Source organism: Mesorhizobium sp. WSM4813, assembly GCF_055811555.1.
The window spans coordinates 84,526-100,706 of sequence record NZ_JBVVQU010000024.1; the positions used below are offsets into that span (position 1 = coordinate 84,526).

At 61.3% G+C, this 16,181-nt stretch carries 12 protein-coding genes; 3 read left to right on the forward strand and 9 right to left on the reverse strand.

The window, feature by feature from the left end; genetic code table 11:
- Positions 1–6: 6 nt before the first annotated feature.
- The 3 genes from AC0L25_RS16230 to AC0L25_RS16240 form a co-directional block, all read right to left on the reverse strand.
- Positions 7–1,839: a hypothetical protein gene (locus AC0L25_RS16230; protein ID WP_473596426.1), complete on the reverse strand. Its 1,833-nt coding sequence runs from the start codon at positions 1,837–1,839 to the stop codon at positions 7–9.
- Between the two features lie 93 nt (positions 1,840–1,932).
- On the reverse strand, positions 1,933–2,754 hold the full coding sequence (locus tag AC0L25_RS16235; protein ID WP_473596427.1) for a phosphate/phosphite/phosphonate ABC transporter substrate-binding protein: 822 nt from the start codon (positions 2,752–2,754) through the stop codon (positions 1,933–1,935).
- Positions 2,755–2,839: 85 nt separating this feature from the next.
- Positions 2,840–3,841 (reverse strand): fatty acid desaturase, encoded by a 1,002-nt coding sequence (locus AC0L25_RS16240; protein WP_473596439.1) that lies wholly within the window; start codon positions 3,839–3,841, stop codon positions 2,840–2,842.
- A 241-nt stretch (positions 3,842–4,082) separates the two neighbouring features.
- Between AC0L25_RS16240 and AC0L25_RS16245 the strand changes: the two genes are divergently transcribed.
- Both AC0L25_RS16245 and bmt read left to right on the forward strand, forming a co-directional pair.
- Complete coding sequence (locus AC0L25_RS16245; protein WP_473596428.1) at positions 4,083–4,925, forward strand: helix-turn-helix domain-containing protein; 843 nt, start codon at positions 4,083–4,085, stop codon at positions 4,923–4,925.
- Between the two features lie 182 nt (positions 4,926–5,107).
- Complete coding sequence (gene bmt, locus AC0L25_RS16250; protein WP_473596429.1) at positions 5,108–6,124, forward strand: betaine--homocysteine S-methyltransferase; 1,017 nt, start codon at positions 5,108–5,110, stop codon at positions 6,122–6,124.
- Between the two features lie 148 nt (positions 6,125–6,272).
- Here the strand turns inward: bmt and AC0L25_RS16255 are convergent, their stop codons facing one another.
- The 6 genes from AC0L25_RS16255 to AC0L25_RS16280 form a co-directional block, all read right to left on the reverse strand.
- Complete coding sequence (locus AC0L25_RS16255) at positions 6,273–8,324, reverse strand: vWA domain-containing protein (protein ID WP_473596430.1); 2,052 nt, start codon at positions 8,322–8,324, stop codon at positions 6,273–6,275.
- 2 nt (positions 8,325–8,326) lie between these two features.
- On the reverse strand, positions 8,327–8,887 hold the full coding sequence (locus AC0L25_RS16260) for an RNA polymerase sigma factor (protein ID WP_473596431.1): 561 nt from the start codon (positions 8,885–8,887) through the stop codon (positions 8,327–8,329).
- A 94-nt stretch (positions 8,888–8,981) separates the two neighbouring features.
- Positions 8,982–10,073: a hypothetical protein gene (locus tag AC0L25_RS16265; protein WP_473596432.1), complete on the reverse strand. Its 1,092-nt coding sequence runs from the start codon at positions 10,071–10,073 to the stop codon at positions 8,982–8,984.
- A 200-nt stretch (positions 10,074–10,273) separates the two neighbouring features.
- The gene (locus tag AC0L25_RS16270; RefSeq protein WP_473596440.1) at positions 10,274–10,945 is read right to left on the reverse strand and encodes a hypothetical protein; all 672 of its coding nucleotides are present in this window, start codon (positions 10,943–10,945) and stop codon (positions 10,274–10,276) included.
- Between the two features lie 20 nt (positions 10,946–10,965).
- Positions 10,966–11,748 (reverse strand): hypothetical protein, encoded by a 783-nt coding sequence (locus AC0L25_RS16275; RefSeq protein ID WP_473596433.1) that lies wholly within the window; start codon positions 11,746–11,748, stop codon positions 10,966–10,968.
- A 137-nt stretch (positions 11,749–11,885) separates the two neighbouring features.
- A complete protein-coding gene (locus AC0L25_RS16280) occupies positions 11,886–13,460 on the reverse strand; it encodes a trimethylamine methyltransferase family protein (RefSeq protein ID WP_473596434.1) in 1,575 nt (524 codons plus the stop codon).
- A gap of 269 nt (positions 13,461–13,729) precedes the next feature.
- Between AC0L25_RS16280 and AC0L25_RS16285 the strand changes: the two genes are divergently transcribed.
- On the forward strand, positions 13,730–14,428 hold the full coding sequence (locus AC0L25_RS16285; protein WP_095494578.1) for a corrinoid protein: 699 nt from the start codon (positions 13,730–13,732) through the stop codon (positions 14,426–14,428).
- Positions 14,429–16,181: the final 1,753 nt, after the last annotated feature.

The window sequence follows — 16,181 nt, forward strand, 5'->3', positions numbered from 1 at the left end:
GAAGGCTCAGTAGCCGCAGTCGATTTTCCGCCTGGCCTTGTCGAAAACGCGGTCGAACCGCGCCCGATTGGAGTTCCGATCCTTGGCCGGAAAGGCTTGCAGGAGCGTACCCTTGTCGGCGCCCATGCCGGCCAACGTGTTGATAGCCAGGTCGCCATAGCTGGCATGCAGCGGGATGATCCCCGCCCGGATACGCTCCAGAAATGGCTCGATGGCGGGAGCGCCTCGCTCGCCGAGTTGGCAGAGGCTTTGCACTCCGGCCAGATAGGAATGCTGCCAGAAATTACCGTTGTCGAGCGGCTGCAACGCCGCGTCGTCGATCAGATAGAGCATTGTCGGGATGGCATCGGCGCCGAACACGGAAAGCCTGGTCAAAGCCTGAAAAGCGGCGACGCGCCGGGGTGTATCCTTTGCCAGCCTTTCGAGATCGGCACGATGCTCCGGGATCACTTGATCGGGCAGGTACTGGATAGCTATGGCCAGGCGCCCAGCTTGCGGTGCTTCGATGTTACCGAACTTGCTGACCTTGATATCCAGTTCGAAAAGCCGCGCGAAAAGCGCGTCGGCAAGCCGCGCCATGCTCTCGGGCGCCACGTCCTTCGCATATTTCGCTGCTGCGAAGACGCTGTCCGGAACGCCCAGCCTGCGGTCGTTTAGGGCTGCTGTGGCGAGGTCGACAGCGGCCTGCGACGCAGTCCGCCTGCCGCGCAGCCTGTCGAAGAAATCATTGGCAAGCGAGTTGGTGACGGCGTCGACGGGGCCTGGCTGACTGAGCTTTACGGCAAGGACCGCGGCTGCATCGTTCGAGTCGTCGACTGCTGGCAGGGTAAGGTCCATGCCAAGCGTGCCAGTTACGAACGCGCTCCAATCGGGCCGGTCGGCGAATTGGACGATGTGGGTGAGGTCGAGCATTCTCGGGAAGCCGATGCGAATATCGAACTGATAGCCGGTCACATAGCTTGGTAAAAGCAGCGGCAGCAGCCGGTAGGAAGCAACGCCCGTCCATCGGTATACCTCGGAGAAGGTTGCTCCGTCCTTGTTGTGCACAGAGATGCGGTAGACCGACATCGTGTCGGCGGTCGGATTGAGCCCCGCCTGGTAGTCGTTCACCCCACGCTTGATCTGCCCGGCGCTGATCACCGTGTCGGCTTCGGCAAGTGGCGCCTCGGATTCGATCAGGCAATTGCCCTTGGCGATTTCGAGCCGCATGCGCTCCGAAGCCTTGGGTGCGTTCCCCGCCGCGGGACTCTTTTCGAGATCAAGGAGGCGGACATCGGCAAGCTCGACTGGCGGACATGACGCCCGGCGCTCTATGTGGAAGGTTCGGGCGATGGAGGAAAAGTCCGGCTCCGGCATCTCCGCGGGATAATTCAATACCATGATACGCCGGGCGCTGCGTGTCAGCAGCGCACGCATGCAGAAATCGTCACAGCGGGTCTGGGTCTTTGTCCAGAAGGCTGTCCGGTCGGAGCGAACCGCCAGCGTCTCGGACCGGAACGGCCGCACGATCCGGTCGTTGTCGCCCGATACCAGCGCCATCGTGGTCCGGTCCATTGACCTGTTGATCATGAAAGGTGGCACCGCAAGCAGTGCCACCGTGATCAGCGGGCTCGTAAACCAGGTTAATCGGGCCGGAACCCCGAAGCTGATTGCCCATGTCAACAGCAGGAACAGGAACACCGGCGGGATCAGCGCCATCAGCAGGGCGAGCGGGATGCCGACGATGCTGATCGCCGCGACGATGGCGATCTGCGGCAGGAGCAGGCATGGCAGTGCCGCCAGCCCCAGGACCAGCAGCACTGTCCGAAATGTCCATCGCTGAATGATTGCCACGGCCATGGTGCTGTCCTCGCGAAGTCGCGCGCAGGTTGCACGCACATGGTGACGGTCGCGTAAAGATCAGCCCCGGCCCGGGTCCATTGCCAATCAGAGTTAGCGAACGGTTGTGCCGACGGCTCCGGGAGAGGTCAGCAGGTCGACCAGGATGTTCCTGACCGGCTCCGGCGTCGTTCTGGCGGTGATGAACGGCAGGCCCTTGCGCCGCCTTGTCCAACCGACGACCGCCACCGCGTCCGCCGCAGGCTCGAAGCGCCGCGCCAGCGCCCAGCTCTGGCAGTCAATGGCCGCGACATCGGCCTTGCCCTCGGCAATGGCGACGATCGAGGCCCGGTGGCCTCCGCTTTCACTGCGCTCTGAGAAGATGTCCAGGCTTTCGCCCAGCGCCCCCAGGTCACGCGTTAGCGCGATGATCCCCGACATGGAATCGAGGCTGTTGAAGGTGAAGTGCTTGCCACGCAGGATATCGAGCGGGATGAGAGGGCTGCCATCGGACGGTGAGCCGACCGTTGGCGCTTCACCTGCCCGCATCACGAGCACGCTTGAATAAAGTTCACCCTGCCCGCCCTCGAGTGCATCGTAACGCGGCTGGCCGATCAGTTGAACATGCGTCGCCAGCCCGAGTTCCATCGGTCCCCAGCAGGTCTGCGCGAACAGCAGCGCCGGATGCAGCCAAACCCCGTAAAAATCCAGTTCGTCCGGCGGCAATGTTGCAGGATCGGGCGCGATCACCTTTCCAGCGGCATCGCGGATACCGCCTGGCACTGGCGGCAGGTCGCCATTGAGGCGGGCGATGGTCTCCGGCGCGTCGATGCCTTTTTGCCGAAAAGCGTCGCGCAGCCGCGCCCATTGGGCATCGACCTCGTCCCGCATTTCCGGCCAGTCATACATCGGCAAGGCGGCAACGAACTCGCTCATGCCGGGATTTGACCGTTATGCCTGGAGCTTGACAAGATCATGAACGCCGGGCGACTGAACAGCGCCGCTTTGCACCGTCGCAAATTCATTCCTTCGGCGGCTCGGCGGGTACCGGCGCGCTGCCAAGCCCATTGAGGCTGCGCGCCCTGACGCGTGGCTTGAACGCCCGTCCCGGTTCCGGCGTGCGCCGCAGCACCGGGTGGACGATCGGCTCCTTCGCCTTGAACGCATATGCCTTGAGCAGCGCGAAATAGTTCGGATAGGCGTAGCCATTGTTCATCCGCAACCACTCGTCACGGCGGTCGGCAAACAGCTTCGGCAGCCGGTACCAGGCCACCGTCGGGCTCTTGTGATGGACGAAATGCAGATTGTTGTTGAGGAACAGGAAGGACAGCGGCGAACGCTCGACGATCACCGTGCGGCCTTCCGGATGCTCCGACCACTGGTGCTCGGCGAAGGTGCGGATCGAAATCAGCGACTGGCCGAGCCACACCGGCACCAGGACGTAGAGCCACAGCGGAATGCCGAAACCAAACTGCACGACCGGCAGCACCACGGCGAGGCCGATGGCGTGCAGCAGCCATGCCTTGCGGATCACCTTGTCGCCGGCAAGCATCTGCTTGGCATCGTCGATGAAGAAGCCGGTGCACGACAGCCACGGGCCAAGCACGAGGCGGCCGATCATGGTGTTGTTGATCTTCAGCAGGAACTTCATCGCCGGCGGCAATTCGTCATGGTGCCATAGCGCCTTGTAGTAGCTTTCAGGATCGTCAAGCGGATCGGTCAGCCGTTCGTCGGCATGATGGCGCAGATGGATGGTCTTGAACCGACGGAACGGCCAGACGAGACCGATCGGCAGGAAGACGAAAGCTTCGTTGAGCTGTGCATTGCGGGTCGGATGGCCGTGCAGGACTTCGTGCGCCAGCGAGGATTGCAGCGCGGCCATCAAGGCCAGAACGACGAGCGCCAGCAGCGGATAGGACGGCCACAGGAACAGGCCGGCTGCGAGCCAGGTGCCGTAACAGAAAAACGCGAGAAACACGGTCGGCCACTCGATGGCCGGTGCATTGCGTCGTCTGTCATTCATGCTCGTCATGGGGATCGACCACTGCCCCTTCCAGTCGCCGGAATCGTTTTTGATTCCTGACAGTATTGTGTCAGGAGCATTGAGATGCTGCAACGCGACAAAGCGCACAAAATGTTGCGATTGCGCATTTTCATTCGCAGGTGTTATCTATTGTAAACGAACTCGAGGATTCATTTACGCCTAAAGCGCCGCTTTAGCGGGTTCGGCGAAATCTTTTCCTCCCAACGGCCGGAATGGCGATTTGGACAAACGCGACCTATCGACGATCTTTCGGGAGCGCCTGAAAATGCTCCTGACAAGATCCGACTTGAACCAGTCCGCCTTCGCGACGGCGGTGGGCATCGATCGTTCGGCGCTTTCGCAGCTGCTGTCCGGCGCCTCGACACGCCTTCCCCGCGCCGAAACGCTGCTCAACATAGCCGCCGAATTCAAGGTGTCGCTCGACTGGCTGCTCGGCCTCAGCCAGGACGAAGGCGTCACCGGTGAAATCCGCGAGAGCCTGGAGATCGAGGAAGCGCCCGACGGCTTCGACCGCACGCTGCTGGCCAGATGGCATGCCGAGGCCGCCGGCACGAAAATCCGTTACGTGCCAGCCGGCATTCCCGATCTTCTGCGCACCGAAGCGCTCGTCGACTACGAGGCCGGTATCGCCAACAAGAGCCGTGAGGCCCAGGCCGGCGAGACGCAGTACCGCATCGATTACAACCGGCGGCCGGAAACCGACATGGAAGTCTGCATGCCGCGCCACACGCTGGAGATCTTTGCGCGCGGACTGGGCGTCTGGGACCGTTTCCCTGAGGCCGACCGCCACCAGCAGCTTCTTCACATGGCGACGCTGCTCGACGACCTTTATCCCACCTTCCGCCTGTTTCTCTATGACGGGCGGATGCGCTATTCGATCCCCTACACCATTTTTGGGCCTTATCGCGCCGCCATCTATGTCGGCGACATGTATCTTGTGCTGAACGCGACCCAGCCGGTCCGCACGCTGACCAGCCATTTCGACAATCTGATCCGCGCCGCCGACATCAACGCGCATGAGGCGGCCAGGTTCACGCAAAAGCTGGCGGAGATGCGATTTTGACGGCTTGTTTACCGCGCCGAACATTGACGCCATATAAAGATTTCTTTATATCCTTATCTCAACTAAACAGGTTCCGCAAAAGTGCCTCGCGGTTTTGCGACGAGAACCTGCGGCAATACAACAACGTAAGCAGACGTAGCGGGAGCGAAGTCTGCTTGGAATCCCCGGAAGGCGTATTTTCAATGACCAATCTAATTGACGCGCTGCTTGCCGAAAAGGGCGTTCTGCTTGCCGATGGCGCCACCGGCACCAATCTGTTCGCTATGGGGCTCGAGGCCGGCGAGGCTCCAGAGTTGCTGAACGAGACGGCTCCCGACACCATCACCAGCCTGCACCAGAACTTCGTCGATGCCGGCGCCGACATCATTCTCACCAACTCCTTCGGCGGCACCCGCCACCGGCTGAAGCTGCACCATGCGCAGGACCGCGTGCATGCGCTGAACAAGCGCGCCGCCGAGATCGCCCGCGCTGTCGCCGATAAAGCCGGCCGCAAGGTCATCGTGGCGGGCTCGGTCGGCCCGACCGGCGAGTTGCTGGTGCCGCTCGGCGCCATGACCTATGACGAGGCGGTCGAGGCCTTTGCCGAACAGATCGAGGGCCTGAAGGCCGGCGGCGCCGAAGTCGCCTGGATCGAGACCATGTCGGCGCCGGACGAAATCCGCGCCGCAGCCGAAGCAGCGATCCGCGTCGGCCTGCCCTATACCTACACCGGCTCCTTCGACACCGCTGGCCGCACCATGATGGGGCTATTGCCGAAGGACATCCACGGCGTCGCCCACGGGCTGCCGCAGGCGCCGCTCGGTGTCGGCGCCAATTGCGGCGTCGGCGCCTCCGACATTCTCGCTTCACTGCTCGACATGACCGAGGCGAAGCCGGAGGCGACGGTGATCGTCAAGGGCAATTGCGGCATTCCGGAATTTCGCGGCGCCGAAATCCACTATTCCGGCACGCCCGAACTGATGGCCGACTATGTCAGGCTGGCCGTCGATGCCGGCGCCAAAATCGTCGGTGGCTGCTGTGGCACCTCGTTCGCCCACCTGGCCGCAATGCGCAAGGCGCTCGACGCGCACACCAGGTCGGATCGCCCGACCGTCGAGAAAATCGTCGAGCGCATCGGCCCGATGCGCAACAAGCAGGCGACAGTCAACCCAGTCGAGACCAGCGAAGCCCGCCGCGAGCGCCGGCGCAGCCGCGCCTGACGGTCTATCGGCTACTCGTCACAATCGATATCGAAATTGCAAATAATGAAAGGCCGGCAAGGTTTCCCTCGCCGGCCTGCCTCACCGCCCGTGGGTCGGTTTCCCCTACCAGAACGATCCCATCTGAAGAAAACCGGCCGTATCGTCACTACCGGTTACCGCCAAGCGCAGAGGCAAGGCGCACAAGCGAGAGGAACTCCGACCGGTACCCAAACGGGTCGGCTCCCCGGGCGGCAGTGGCAATCTCCAGGATCTTGCCGTAGCCGAACTTTGCGGTCGCATCCTCGTCGCGCAGCTTCTGGCCGAAGGCCGCGACGGCAACGGAGAAACGCTGGTCGGTGCTGGCCTGGTCGAAATCAGCCACTTCGTTGGCTGATGTCACCGGCGTCGTGATCAGCTTCGAGGCTTCCTCGTTCGGCAGCTTGTAGCGGATTTTGACGAAGGCATATTCGTCGGCATTGGCGACGCCGCCATTGTTCACCGACGCCTGGCCGTAGCGCAGCGGATCGATCTGCTCGCCGCCGCTGTCCTTCGGCGTGATCTCGTAGATCGCAGTGACCGAATGGCCGGAGCCGATCTCGCCGGCATCGACGCGGTCGTTGTTGAAATCCTCGCGGTTCAAGGCGCGGGTCTCGTAGCCGATCAGCCGGTATTCGGAGACTTTTTGCGGGTTGAACTCGACCTGGATCTTCACGTCCTTGGCGATGGTGAACAGCGTCGAGGACGCATCCTCGACCAGCACCTTCTCCGCCTCGGCCAAAGTGTCGATATAGGCGGCGGTGCCGTTGCCGTTCTGAGCGATGGTCTGCATCATCTGATCGTTCAGATTGCCGCGACCGAAACCGAACACCGACAGGAACACGCCGGTCTTACGCTCCTTTTCGATCAATCGCTTCAGATCCTCGTCGTCGGTCTGGCCGACATTGAAGTCGCCGTCCGTGGCCAGCATCACCCGGTTGACGCCATCCTTGACGAAGGACTTTTGCGCCATCCAGTAGGCTTGCCTGATGCCCGCCTCGCCGGCCGTGCTGCCGCCGGGCGTCAAAGTGTCGATGGCATTGAGGATCTTGTCCTTCTCCGAGACCTTGGTTGGCTCGAGGACAGTGCCGGCGTCACCCGCATAGGTGACAATCGAAACCGTGTCGTCGGGCCCCAATTTGTTGACCAGAAGCCGGAATGCCGACTGCAGGAGCGGCAGCTTGTCCTGCTCGTTCATCGAGCCCGAAACGTCGATCAGGAAGACCAGGTTGGCCTTGGGCTGCTCGGCCGGCTTCACGTCGAAACCTTTGACGGCGACATGCATCAGCCTGGTGTGCTCGTTCCACGGCGTCGGCATGACGCTGACGGTTGAGTTGAACGGCGTCGAGGCAACGTCCGGACCTTTCCAGTCATAGGGGAAGTAGTTGATCATCTCCTCGACGCGGACCGTGTCGGCTTGCGGCACAATACCTTCCCTGAGCGAACGCCGCACGAAGGAATAGGAGGCAGTATCGACATCGATCGAGAAGGTCGACACGGGGTCTTCGAGCGCGGCACGCACCGGATTGGTCCTAAAATCCTCGATGCGGTCGCGGTTTTGCTCCTGCGGCAGCATCTGGTCGGCCGGCATAGCGGCAGGCGGTTGCACCATCAGTTTGGACTCGGCCGTTGTGCCGGCCATTCCATTGAGCGCGGGGGCGCTTGCGCCGCCGTCCTGTGCGAACTCGCCGCTCGACGCCGGCGGAGGCGCATTGCTGGTCAGCGCACCTTGCCTTGCCAGGCCGCCGGCGGCAGCCGATTCTGACTTCGGCGGCGATGCCGGCTCAAGCGCCTCGACTGCGACGCGGCTTTCGGCGTCGACATCGGCTTTCTTCCTAGCCACTGGTTTGTCGGCCAGCGTTTCGGCGATCTTCTCGTCGCCACCGGAAGGGAACGGCTGTTCCTGCAGCAGATAGATGGTGGCGTATCCGGCTATCGGCAGGGCGACGAGCCCGGCAATGGCCGGCGTGGCGAAGAGTTTCTTTTGCATGATTTCGCTCCAGAGCTTTTGTGCTCGCTCTGTGAGACGAAGCCCTTTCGCCGATCCTTGGGCGGCAGGTGAAGTTTTTTCGTCCAGGTCGTAAGCCCGCATGGCGGCCTCTAAGGCACGCGCCTTCGCGTCGGTACCCGGTGCCGGTGCTGCAATGTCGCGCAGCCTGTTAAGTTCATTGTCGTCGACCATGATCACACTTCCCCGGCTGAAAGCATGAGCGTCTTCAACCGTTTCTTAGCTTCATGGATGTGCCAGGAAACCGTCGTCTCCGAGATCCCCATCGCCTCGGAAGCGAGTGCGTGGCTCAGCCCTTCGCCATAGACGAGCAGCACCGCGTCGCGCTGCTTGCCCGGTAGCGTCCGCACCGCCGCCCAAAGCGCCTCAGCTGGATCTTCGGGCTCGGCCGGGGCTTCTCCCGAGATCAGCTCGTAAGCTCCGTAGGCTTCGGTCTTGATCGTCTCGCGGACGGTCTTGCGCATCATGTCGCGTGCCGCATTCAGCGTCATGGTGTAGAGCCAGGTGGTGAAGGCGCCGCTGCCATGATAGTCGCGGATCGCCCGGCCGAGCCGGACGCAGACTTCCTGGGCGATATCCTCGGCGTCGGCCTTCTTCCCGCACCAGCGATATGCGGCGCGATAGACGAAATCATAGTGCCTTTCGAGCAATTTGCCGAAAGCCCGCCTGTCTCCGCCCTTCGCCCGCCCGATCAACTCGGCGTCGGAGGCTTCGCTTTCATCCAGCATCATCGCCATCATTTGCCTGTTGGACGAAGGCTAGCGGCGATTCCTTGGGGTGGTCGAAAGAAAAAGACAAACCGCCTTCGAGAACACCAACCATGGGTGCTCCTCACTCTCCGGGACAGACCAGGCGCACGATGACTGTGTGCTTGCCGCTGACCGACATGCCGCCCTGTGTCACGATGTTGGCAAACGGCATTGTGCTGACATCTTGCGAGATATCCGCCTCGCTCTCGAAGCGTTCTGCTGCAAACACCTCGCCGCTGCCGACTTCGCCTTGAGGACGCATCGACATGCCGTAACCGCCCCTGCAGTTAACCTTTATGTCGCCGGGTCGGCCTGTCGACTTGCTCTTGAGGTTCATAACAAGGCCATCCGTATCCAGCGCCATATCGATGTCGTCGTTGAGCTGTCCGCTCGATTTGCAGGTCATGCCGCCAATCTTCATGTTTTTGATCTTGCCGGATTGTTTGCCCTTTCCGTTCACCGTCCAACTGTCCGACCCAGGCGAGCTCTTGCCCTCCATCTCGATCGACGGCATCACATAGGAATAAGTGACATCGAACTGTGGACCCTTGACCCGGGGCTCCATTTTCGCTTCCACGGTGATTGTCCCCTCATCCACGATGCGCTTGAGTTGCGCCCGCATGGCGTTGGCCTGCGCCCGATAGCGTTCGGCTTCTTCGGCGGCGATCTGACTGGGCAATCTGTCCCAATAGACCGCAGCGGTTTCCCTTGCGCATCTCTCCCTGTGCGCGGCCTCGTGAGCCAGCGTGATGTCGGCGATTTCCTTGCACTGCGAGCCGGCGCGCAGTGCCTCGAGATCGGCCGGCTTCTGCTCGCAGCTGCCAAACTTCATGTCCACAGTCAAAGGACCCGAGTAGCCGTAGGCCGGGTTGTGAGGAAGCTTGAACGTGCGCATGATTTCGGCGCGCGCCCTGGACGATCGGTCCTGGATGTTAACGTCTGAATCGGGATGGGTCGGGTTCTTGTGCGCCTCGATCAGCGGATCCTCAACCGCCTTGAGCTTCGCCGCCATATCGGCGAAGAACATCGCTTCATACTCGGCGTTCTTAAGTTCTTCCTGAACGCTGCGCAGGTTCCGGCAGGAACATCTTGCTTGATCGGCGGAGGCTGGCAGGACCATGGCGCCGGTCAACAGGCAAAAGCCTAGAACCTTGCTCGTGAGAGAAACCCGCATCATGCCCCCTGATCAAAACGACTGCCGCCGGTATTCAGGAGCTATGTTTCGAGACTATGTCGCCGGCTCCGGCGAGCTAGCCCAACGTTTCACTGAACAGCGTCGCCAATCGCTTCCAGTGGCGCTCATATCCGCGCAGGCCAACAGGGCAAGTCGTAATGAGGCAGCCTCATTCAACATTTGTGCGGCATTTGGCGACGCTACAGACGCGCGAACGCCGCCATATGAAAAGCCTGAACCTCTGGGGGATAGCGATAGGCCGTGCCGTAGGGACAGGCGTTGCGGTCGAGACAGCCGCCGGTTCGGCAAGGCGCGCCGTTTTGCCCACGCACATGCGCCAGGCAAGTTTCATACGCGAAACCATCCGCAGAATACGCGTTGACGGGACAGGATTTCAGGCAAGGCTTGTCGACACATGTGTCGCAAAGGTGAATCACGCCGCGGGGTTCGTGAAGCGCTATTTCGACCTCGAACAGCAGCGCGCCGCGATAGGCGTGCCAGAGCCCGTATTGGGGATGCATGAGGATGCCGAGCGGCGACGGCTTCAGCCCTTCCGCCCGCATCGCCCATTGCTGGAACGGCAGATACGGCCTGTCGGACGGTGACACGGCACGCGCGCCGAAGTCGTTCGCCACTGCGTCGATCACTTCGCGCGACCATGTGTCGACCGGATTGGCGATAGTCCGCGATTGGCTTTCCTTCCAGCGCAGCAAATGCGGCCATGGCGCGGCGCCTGCCTGCCCCACCAGCAGCACGGATTTGGCGGCAGCGCCGGAGAGACCGGAGGGTGTTTCTTCACCACCTGCAAAATTGAAGCCGCCGCGAAGCATGAGGCCGGAGGCCGAAAGCGCTGCCGCGATGGTTTCGACCATGCTGCGCTCAAGGAACTCTGTCACCCTTCGATCCTTGAAAACGGGATTACTCCCCTTTTCTCAAGCGTCTCACGCAAATTATCGGCGTAGCGGTGCGCAAACGCCTCTACTTCACCTTTGGGCCGGGCAAAATAGCGGTCATAAAGTGTTGAGTAGTCCTCACCTTGGGCGAACGGCGCTTCCACTTTTCCAAGCCAATCAACCCAGTGGCCGATCTCATGCAGAAGGGTGCGATAGAGCTGCGTGGCTCGCACTGAATCGAGTGAGGTGGAAACGAGATGCTTCTTCCCAACCCGGCTGATTTTGTGACCGTCCAAACGAAGTCTGTCCAACTCTGCCGCATCCTCAGGGTCCAGCGATGTGGACCATTTGATGGTGTCGCCTACATTACAGGCTTCCAAAAATAAGGCCGGACCACTTTTTTCGATCGAGGATCCGCGGAAACCAAGATCGGCATAACAAAACATCCGCCCCCACGCCGGTCTGAGTACCCGCGCTTTTCGCGTCGGTTGGCGCAAGACAAATGTTTCCAGCCCGGCCCAGTCAGCGAGAGGAACATGAGAGAGAAGGAAGACAACATCTTCGACCGAGCATGCGTGAACACACCCACCGCTCGTCTTTTCGACAATGAGCGTTACGTCCCTGCCATTCACCGTCCTGCGCAGCGTCTGGCCAGGATTGAGCTGCGCCGCACACCATCCAGCCGATGTCCACGGTCGGGGAACGATCATGCAGTTGTTTTGCCCATGGCCCTGCTTCGGCGTGCCAATGTTCCGGTTTCGCCTGGTTGGATTGAAAGGCATTGGCACCGTTCCCTCGCCGCTCGTCCTCACCCGCGACGCGCAAATCATCGCTTCCTGTCCGGGTCGGAGAAGGCGCTCCGCCAGACTTCCTTGTGGATGATGTTGGCGACTTTAGCCCCGCCTGACTCGGGCTCCTTTCAGGTGAAGGCGTCGGCCATCGACGCCTTCTTCCTGCCGATGAAGTCCTTTAGCCCATCGTCGATGCCCTGATCGAGATGCGGCGCCTCATAGCTTTCCAGCCAGCGGCGAGCGAGTTCGTTGGCGCGCTGCGGTGCGGTTTTTTCGCCTTCGGCCAGCCACTGCTCGTAGGAATTGTTGTCGGCAATGTTGGAACGGTAGAAGGCGGTCTGGAAATTGGCCTGGGTGTGGTCACAGCCGAGATAGTGGCTGCCCGGACCGACCTGGCGGATGGCATCCATCGCCTGGCCGTTTTCCGACAGGTCGACGCCTTCCGAGAACTTCTGCGTCATGCCGAGCTGGTCGATATCCATCATGAACTTTTCGTAGCAGGAGGCGAGCCCGCCCTCGAGCCAGCCGGCCGAGTGCAGCACGAAATTGGTGCCGGCGAGGATCGTTGAGTTCAGCGTGTTAGCGCTCTCATAAGCCGCCTGCGCGTCCGGTATCTTCGAAGCACACAGCGAGCCGCCGGTGCGGAACGGCAGGCCAAGCCGGCGGGCGAGCTGCGCCGCACCATAAGAGACCAGCGACGGCTCCGGCGTGCCGAAGGTCGGCGCGCCCGACTGCATCGAAATCGACGAGGCGAAGGTGCCAAACAGCACCGGTGCGCCCGGCCGGATCAGCTGCGTGAACGACGCGCCGGCCAGCACTTCGGCTAGAACCTGCGTCAGCGTGCCGGCGACCGTCACCGGGCTCATCGCGCCGGCGAGAATGAACGGCGTGACGATGCAGGCCTGGTTGTGGCGCGAATAGACTTTCAGCGCACCCAGCATGGTCTCGTCGAACACCATCGGCGAATTGGCGTTGATCAGGCTGGTCAGCACCGTGTTGTTCTCGACGAAATCGTCGCCGAACACGATCTTGGCCATCGCAACCGTGTCTTCGGCGCGCTCCGGCGCAGTGACCGAGCCCATGAACGGCTTGTCCGAATATTTGATGTGGCTGTAGATCATGTCGAGATGGCGCTTGTTGACCGGCACGTCGACCGGCTCACACACTGTGCCGCCCGAATGATGGATCGACGGCGCCATATAGGCGAGCTTTACGAAATTCCGGAAATCCTCGATCGTCGCATAGCGCCTGACGCCATCGAGGTCGCGCACGAAGGGCGGGCCGTAGACCGGGGCGAAGACGGTGGCGTTGCCACCGATCTGCACCGAACGTTCGGCATTGCGGGCATGTTGGGTATAGATGGACGGCGCGGTTTTCAAAAGTGAGCGGCAGAGCCCCTTCGGGAAATGCACGCGCTCGCCCTTGACATCGGCGCCGGCCTCCTTCCACAGCTGCAGCGCCTCCGCGTCGTCGCGAAAGATGATGCCGATCTCCTCGAGCACCGTGTCGGTGTTCTTCTCGATCAGCGCCAGCCCTTCCTCGTCCAGCACCTCATAGACGTTGATCTTGCGCTTGATGTAGGTGAGCTGGGTGCCGGGGCCGCCACCCGAGCGCGCTGCCCGCCGGGCAGCGGCACCACCGCTGGCGGCGCGTCCGCGCCGCGCGTTTGACGCTTCCTGGTCGACCGGCGCGTTCTCACTCATGATCGTTCTTCCCTGACTTTTGTTCTGGCGCAATTATTACGGCCGCATATCGCGGCTTCTGGCCGGATCGTAGCCATGCACCCTATTCGAAACGGCTCGCCAGCGCCAACGCCTGTCGCAAAATCGACAAGAATTCCAATAGATTTGCAGTCGCTTTCCTTTTGCGGGAAGTCGCAAATCAGCTATGGACGCAAGCCTGTAGCGGGTTAGGTATTGACGTGATATTTGAGGCCCCGCAATTGCATCTGCGGCAAGGAGCTGGATTAAAAATGGCCGACGACGAGATCATCCTTTCCGAGCTTTCCGACGACGAACTCGTGCAGCAGATGCACGATGATCTTTATGACGGGCTGAAGGAAGAGATCGAGGAAGGCACCAACATCCTTCTCGAGCGCGGCTGGGCGCCCTACAAGGTGCTGACCGAGGCACTGGTCGAAGGCATGCGCATCGTCGGCGAGGATTTTCGCGACGGCATCCTGTTCGTGCCGGAAGTGCTGTTGTCCGCCAATGCGATGAAGGCGGGCATGTTCATCCTGCGTCCGCTGCTCGTCGCCACCGGCGCGCCTAAGCAGGGCAAGATGGTGATCGGCACCGTCAAGGGCGACATCCACGACATCGGCAAAAACCTTGTCGGCATGATGATGGAGGGCGCAGGCTTCGATGTCATCGACCTCGGCATTAACAATGCGGTGGAAAAATATCTCGACGCCATCGAACAGCACCAGCCCGACATCATCGGCATGTCGGCGCTGCTGACCACGACCATGCCCTACATGAAGGTCGTCATCGACACGATGAAGGAAAAGGGCATCCGCGACGACTATGTCGTGCTGGTCGGCGGCGCACCGCTCAACGAGGAATTCGGCAAAGCCGTCGGCGCCGACGCCTACTGCCGCGACGCGGCCGTGGCGGTCGAGACCGCCAAGGACTTCATGAAGCGCAAGCACAACGTCCGCGCGTCGGCCTGAGCTTTTAGCCAATTTCCCGAGGGAACTGGCGCGGTGCCCTCGGCGCCTTTGTCCCATTGACCTCGGCGGCAAGCTCGCCACTGGATTTCTCGATCGGCATCGGCATTGCCGTCGGCATGGCGCTGGCCGGCTAGCTATTGGAAGCACGGTACTTCCGCGATCACGCCATACCCAAGGTCCCAACCTCTGTTAGCTTATTCGTGCGGCGGACCCCAACGCCGCCCGGCCGGCGCCCTACAAGGCAATCTACCCCAACGCCCCCCAAGCGGTGCCGGCCTCCCCTTATCTGGCGCATCGTACTGACAAGGAGAAGCCCGCGCTCCTCCTCTGAGCGGAGCCGATCGGTCCGATCTGCAGGGGCTAAGCGGGGGGATAGGCCCACAGCTCACGCCGAACGGACCCAATTGCCCGCTGGTTAGCCCGGCGCCCGCTGGTCACCCCCGATTGGCTGTCGGGCCGTCCTACCTGCCCCGTTGTGGCCAGACGTTCGACAAGCGGAACCTTGGCGAGGTGCTGCATCATCATCTCCCCGACCATGAGCCCCTGCCGACCGAAACAATAGGTTCGTCAGCCTCTCGACATGGCGGCAAAATGCGGCTCCATTTAGTCGCTGGCCTGCCGTTGAGCAGATTGACCGCCCTCCGGATGTTCGGCATGAGGAACATACTGACGAACAGTGTTCGTTCGAATGATGCTATTCCGTTGCCTTGAGCGCAAGTTTTGGTCAGCCAGCACAGCGCCTCCTCTTAAGCTCGCTGGTGGTCAAGGCCCAGCGGCCTCCAGCTGCCAGTCCCCCTCGCAACCAAGCCGCTGGGCCGGCCCCGCTAGAGCGAAGAGCGTTGTCCCGCATATTAGCAACATCTTGGCTGAGACCCGCAAGAAGCCGCTGCGTGACATGGTGGGCTAGCATGGAGTCCAAGAGAACATCCGCAGCGCCTGGGCGGCCTTCAAACTGGTTCGCATGGGCTATTGAACAGGTCCGCCCAGCCGGCGTGTTGCCGAGCGAGGAAGCAGTTTTGTTGCTATTCGGTTCCGAGCCTGTCCATGAAAGCGAAGCCCTTGCCAAAGCCATCATTGAGACGGTTGAAAGGCTGGCCCCAATGATTCGCATCGAGTCAGTGCCGCGACAAGCAGCGAGCAATCGAGCTCCTCCGGGAACGAAACCTTCAGGTCACCCTGAGTTGCCATGCGAAGCGATTTCAATCTTGCCGTCTTTGCGGCGCGTTCGGCGCACTCAGCCTCAGCGATTACCTTCGCGGAGCGCCTAATTGTGCTATTTCCCAGCCAACACATCTATTCGATCCAGCAGAATTCCGATGCGCCGGTCATGCACTGACTTGTTGAGATTGTCGCCGTTCATTGTGATGAAGTCGGTTTCGATCGGTGAGGTTAAAACCTGCACTCCCGCCATGCGCGGGCCGATCGGCTTTAGGTGGGTGTCGGGCTAAAATGGGCAGAGCAATCGCCGGTCTGGCTATACTGATAGTTTTAACTGCAGCGGTGACCATTGGCGGGTTGCTGATTACGTCAACCGCAGTTCTCTACCACGATGAAAAGGATCCAACGGACGGGTTCATCTGCCATTATTTCACGGGCGTAGGGACGTTGACGACGCCAAGCTATGCGGTGACTGGCTGCCCGCAGTTTATCAGAATTGGGTTGTAGGCGGGCTCTAGTCCCATAGGCGCTAACTTAGGGCACGAGCGTTATCCTTGCTGCGGCGGATTGGCTTTTTCGTCGCCTCGGTGGATCG

Excerpts from the sequence above, each read along its gene's own strand:
- AC0L25_RS16255 (WP_473596430.1), bottom strand. The coding sequence starts at position 8,324 with ATGGTCGACGACAATGAACTTAACAGGCTGCGCGACATTGCAGCACCG.
- AC0L25_RS16275 (WP_473596433.1), bottom strand. The coding sequence starts at position 11,748 with ATGCCTTTCAATCCAACCAGGCGAAACCGGAACATTGGCACGCCGAAG.
- AC0L25_RS16230 (WP_473596426.1), bottom strand. The coding sequence starts at position 1,839 with ATGGCCGTGGCAATCATTCAGCGATGGACATTTCGGACAGTGCTGCTG.
- AC0L25_RS16235 (WP_473596427.1), bottom strand. The coding sequence starts at position 2,754 with ATGAGCGAGTTCGTTGCCGCCTTGCCGATGTATGACTGGCCGGAAATG.
- AC0L25_RS16240 (WP_473596439.1), bottom strand. The coding sequence starts at position 3,841 with ATGAATGACAGACGACGCAATGCACCGGCCATCGAGTGGCCGACCGTG.
- bmt (WP_473596429.1), top strand. The coding sequence starts at position 5,108 with ATGACCAATCTAATTGACGCGCTGCTTGCCGAAAAGGGCGTTCTGCTT.
- AC0L25_RS16270 (WP_473596440.1), bottom strand. The coding sequence starts at position 10,945 with ATGGTCGAAACCATCGCGGCAGCGCTTTCGGCCTCCGGCCTCATGCTT.
- AC0L25_RS16265 (WP_473596432.1), bottom strand. The coding sequence starts at position 10,073 with ATGCGGGTTTCTCTCACGAGCAAGGTTCTAGGCTTTTGCCTGTTGACC.
- AC0L25_RS16280 (WP_473596434.1), bottom strand. The coding sequence starts at position 13,460 with ATGAGTGAGAACGCGCCGGTCGACCAGGAAGCGTCAAACGCGCGGCGC.
- AC0L25_RS16285 (WP_095494578.1), top strand. The coding sequence starts at position 13,730 with ATGGCCGACGACGAGATCATCCTTTCCGAGCTTTCCGACGACGAACTC.
- AC0L25_RS16260 (WP_473596431.1), bottom strand. The coding sequence starts at position 8,887 with ATGGCGATGATGCTGGATGAAAGCGAAGCCTCCGACGCCGAGTTGATC.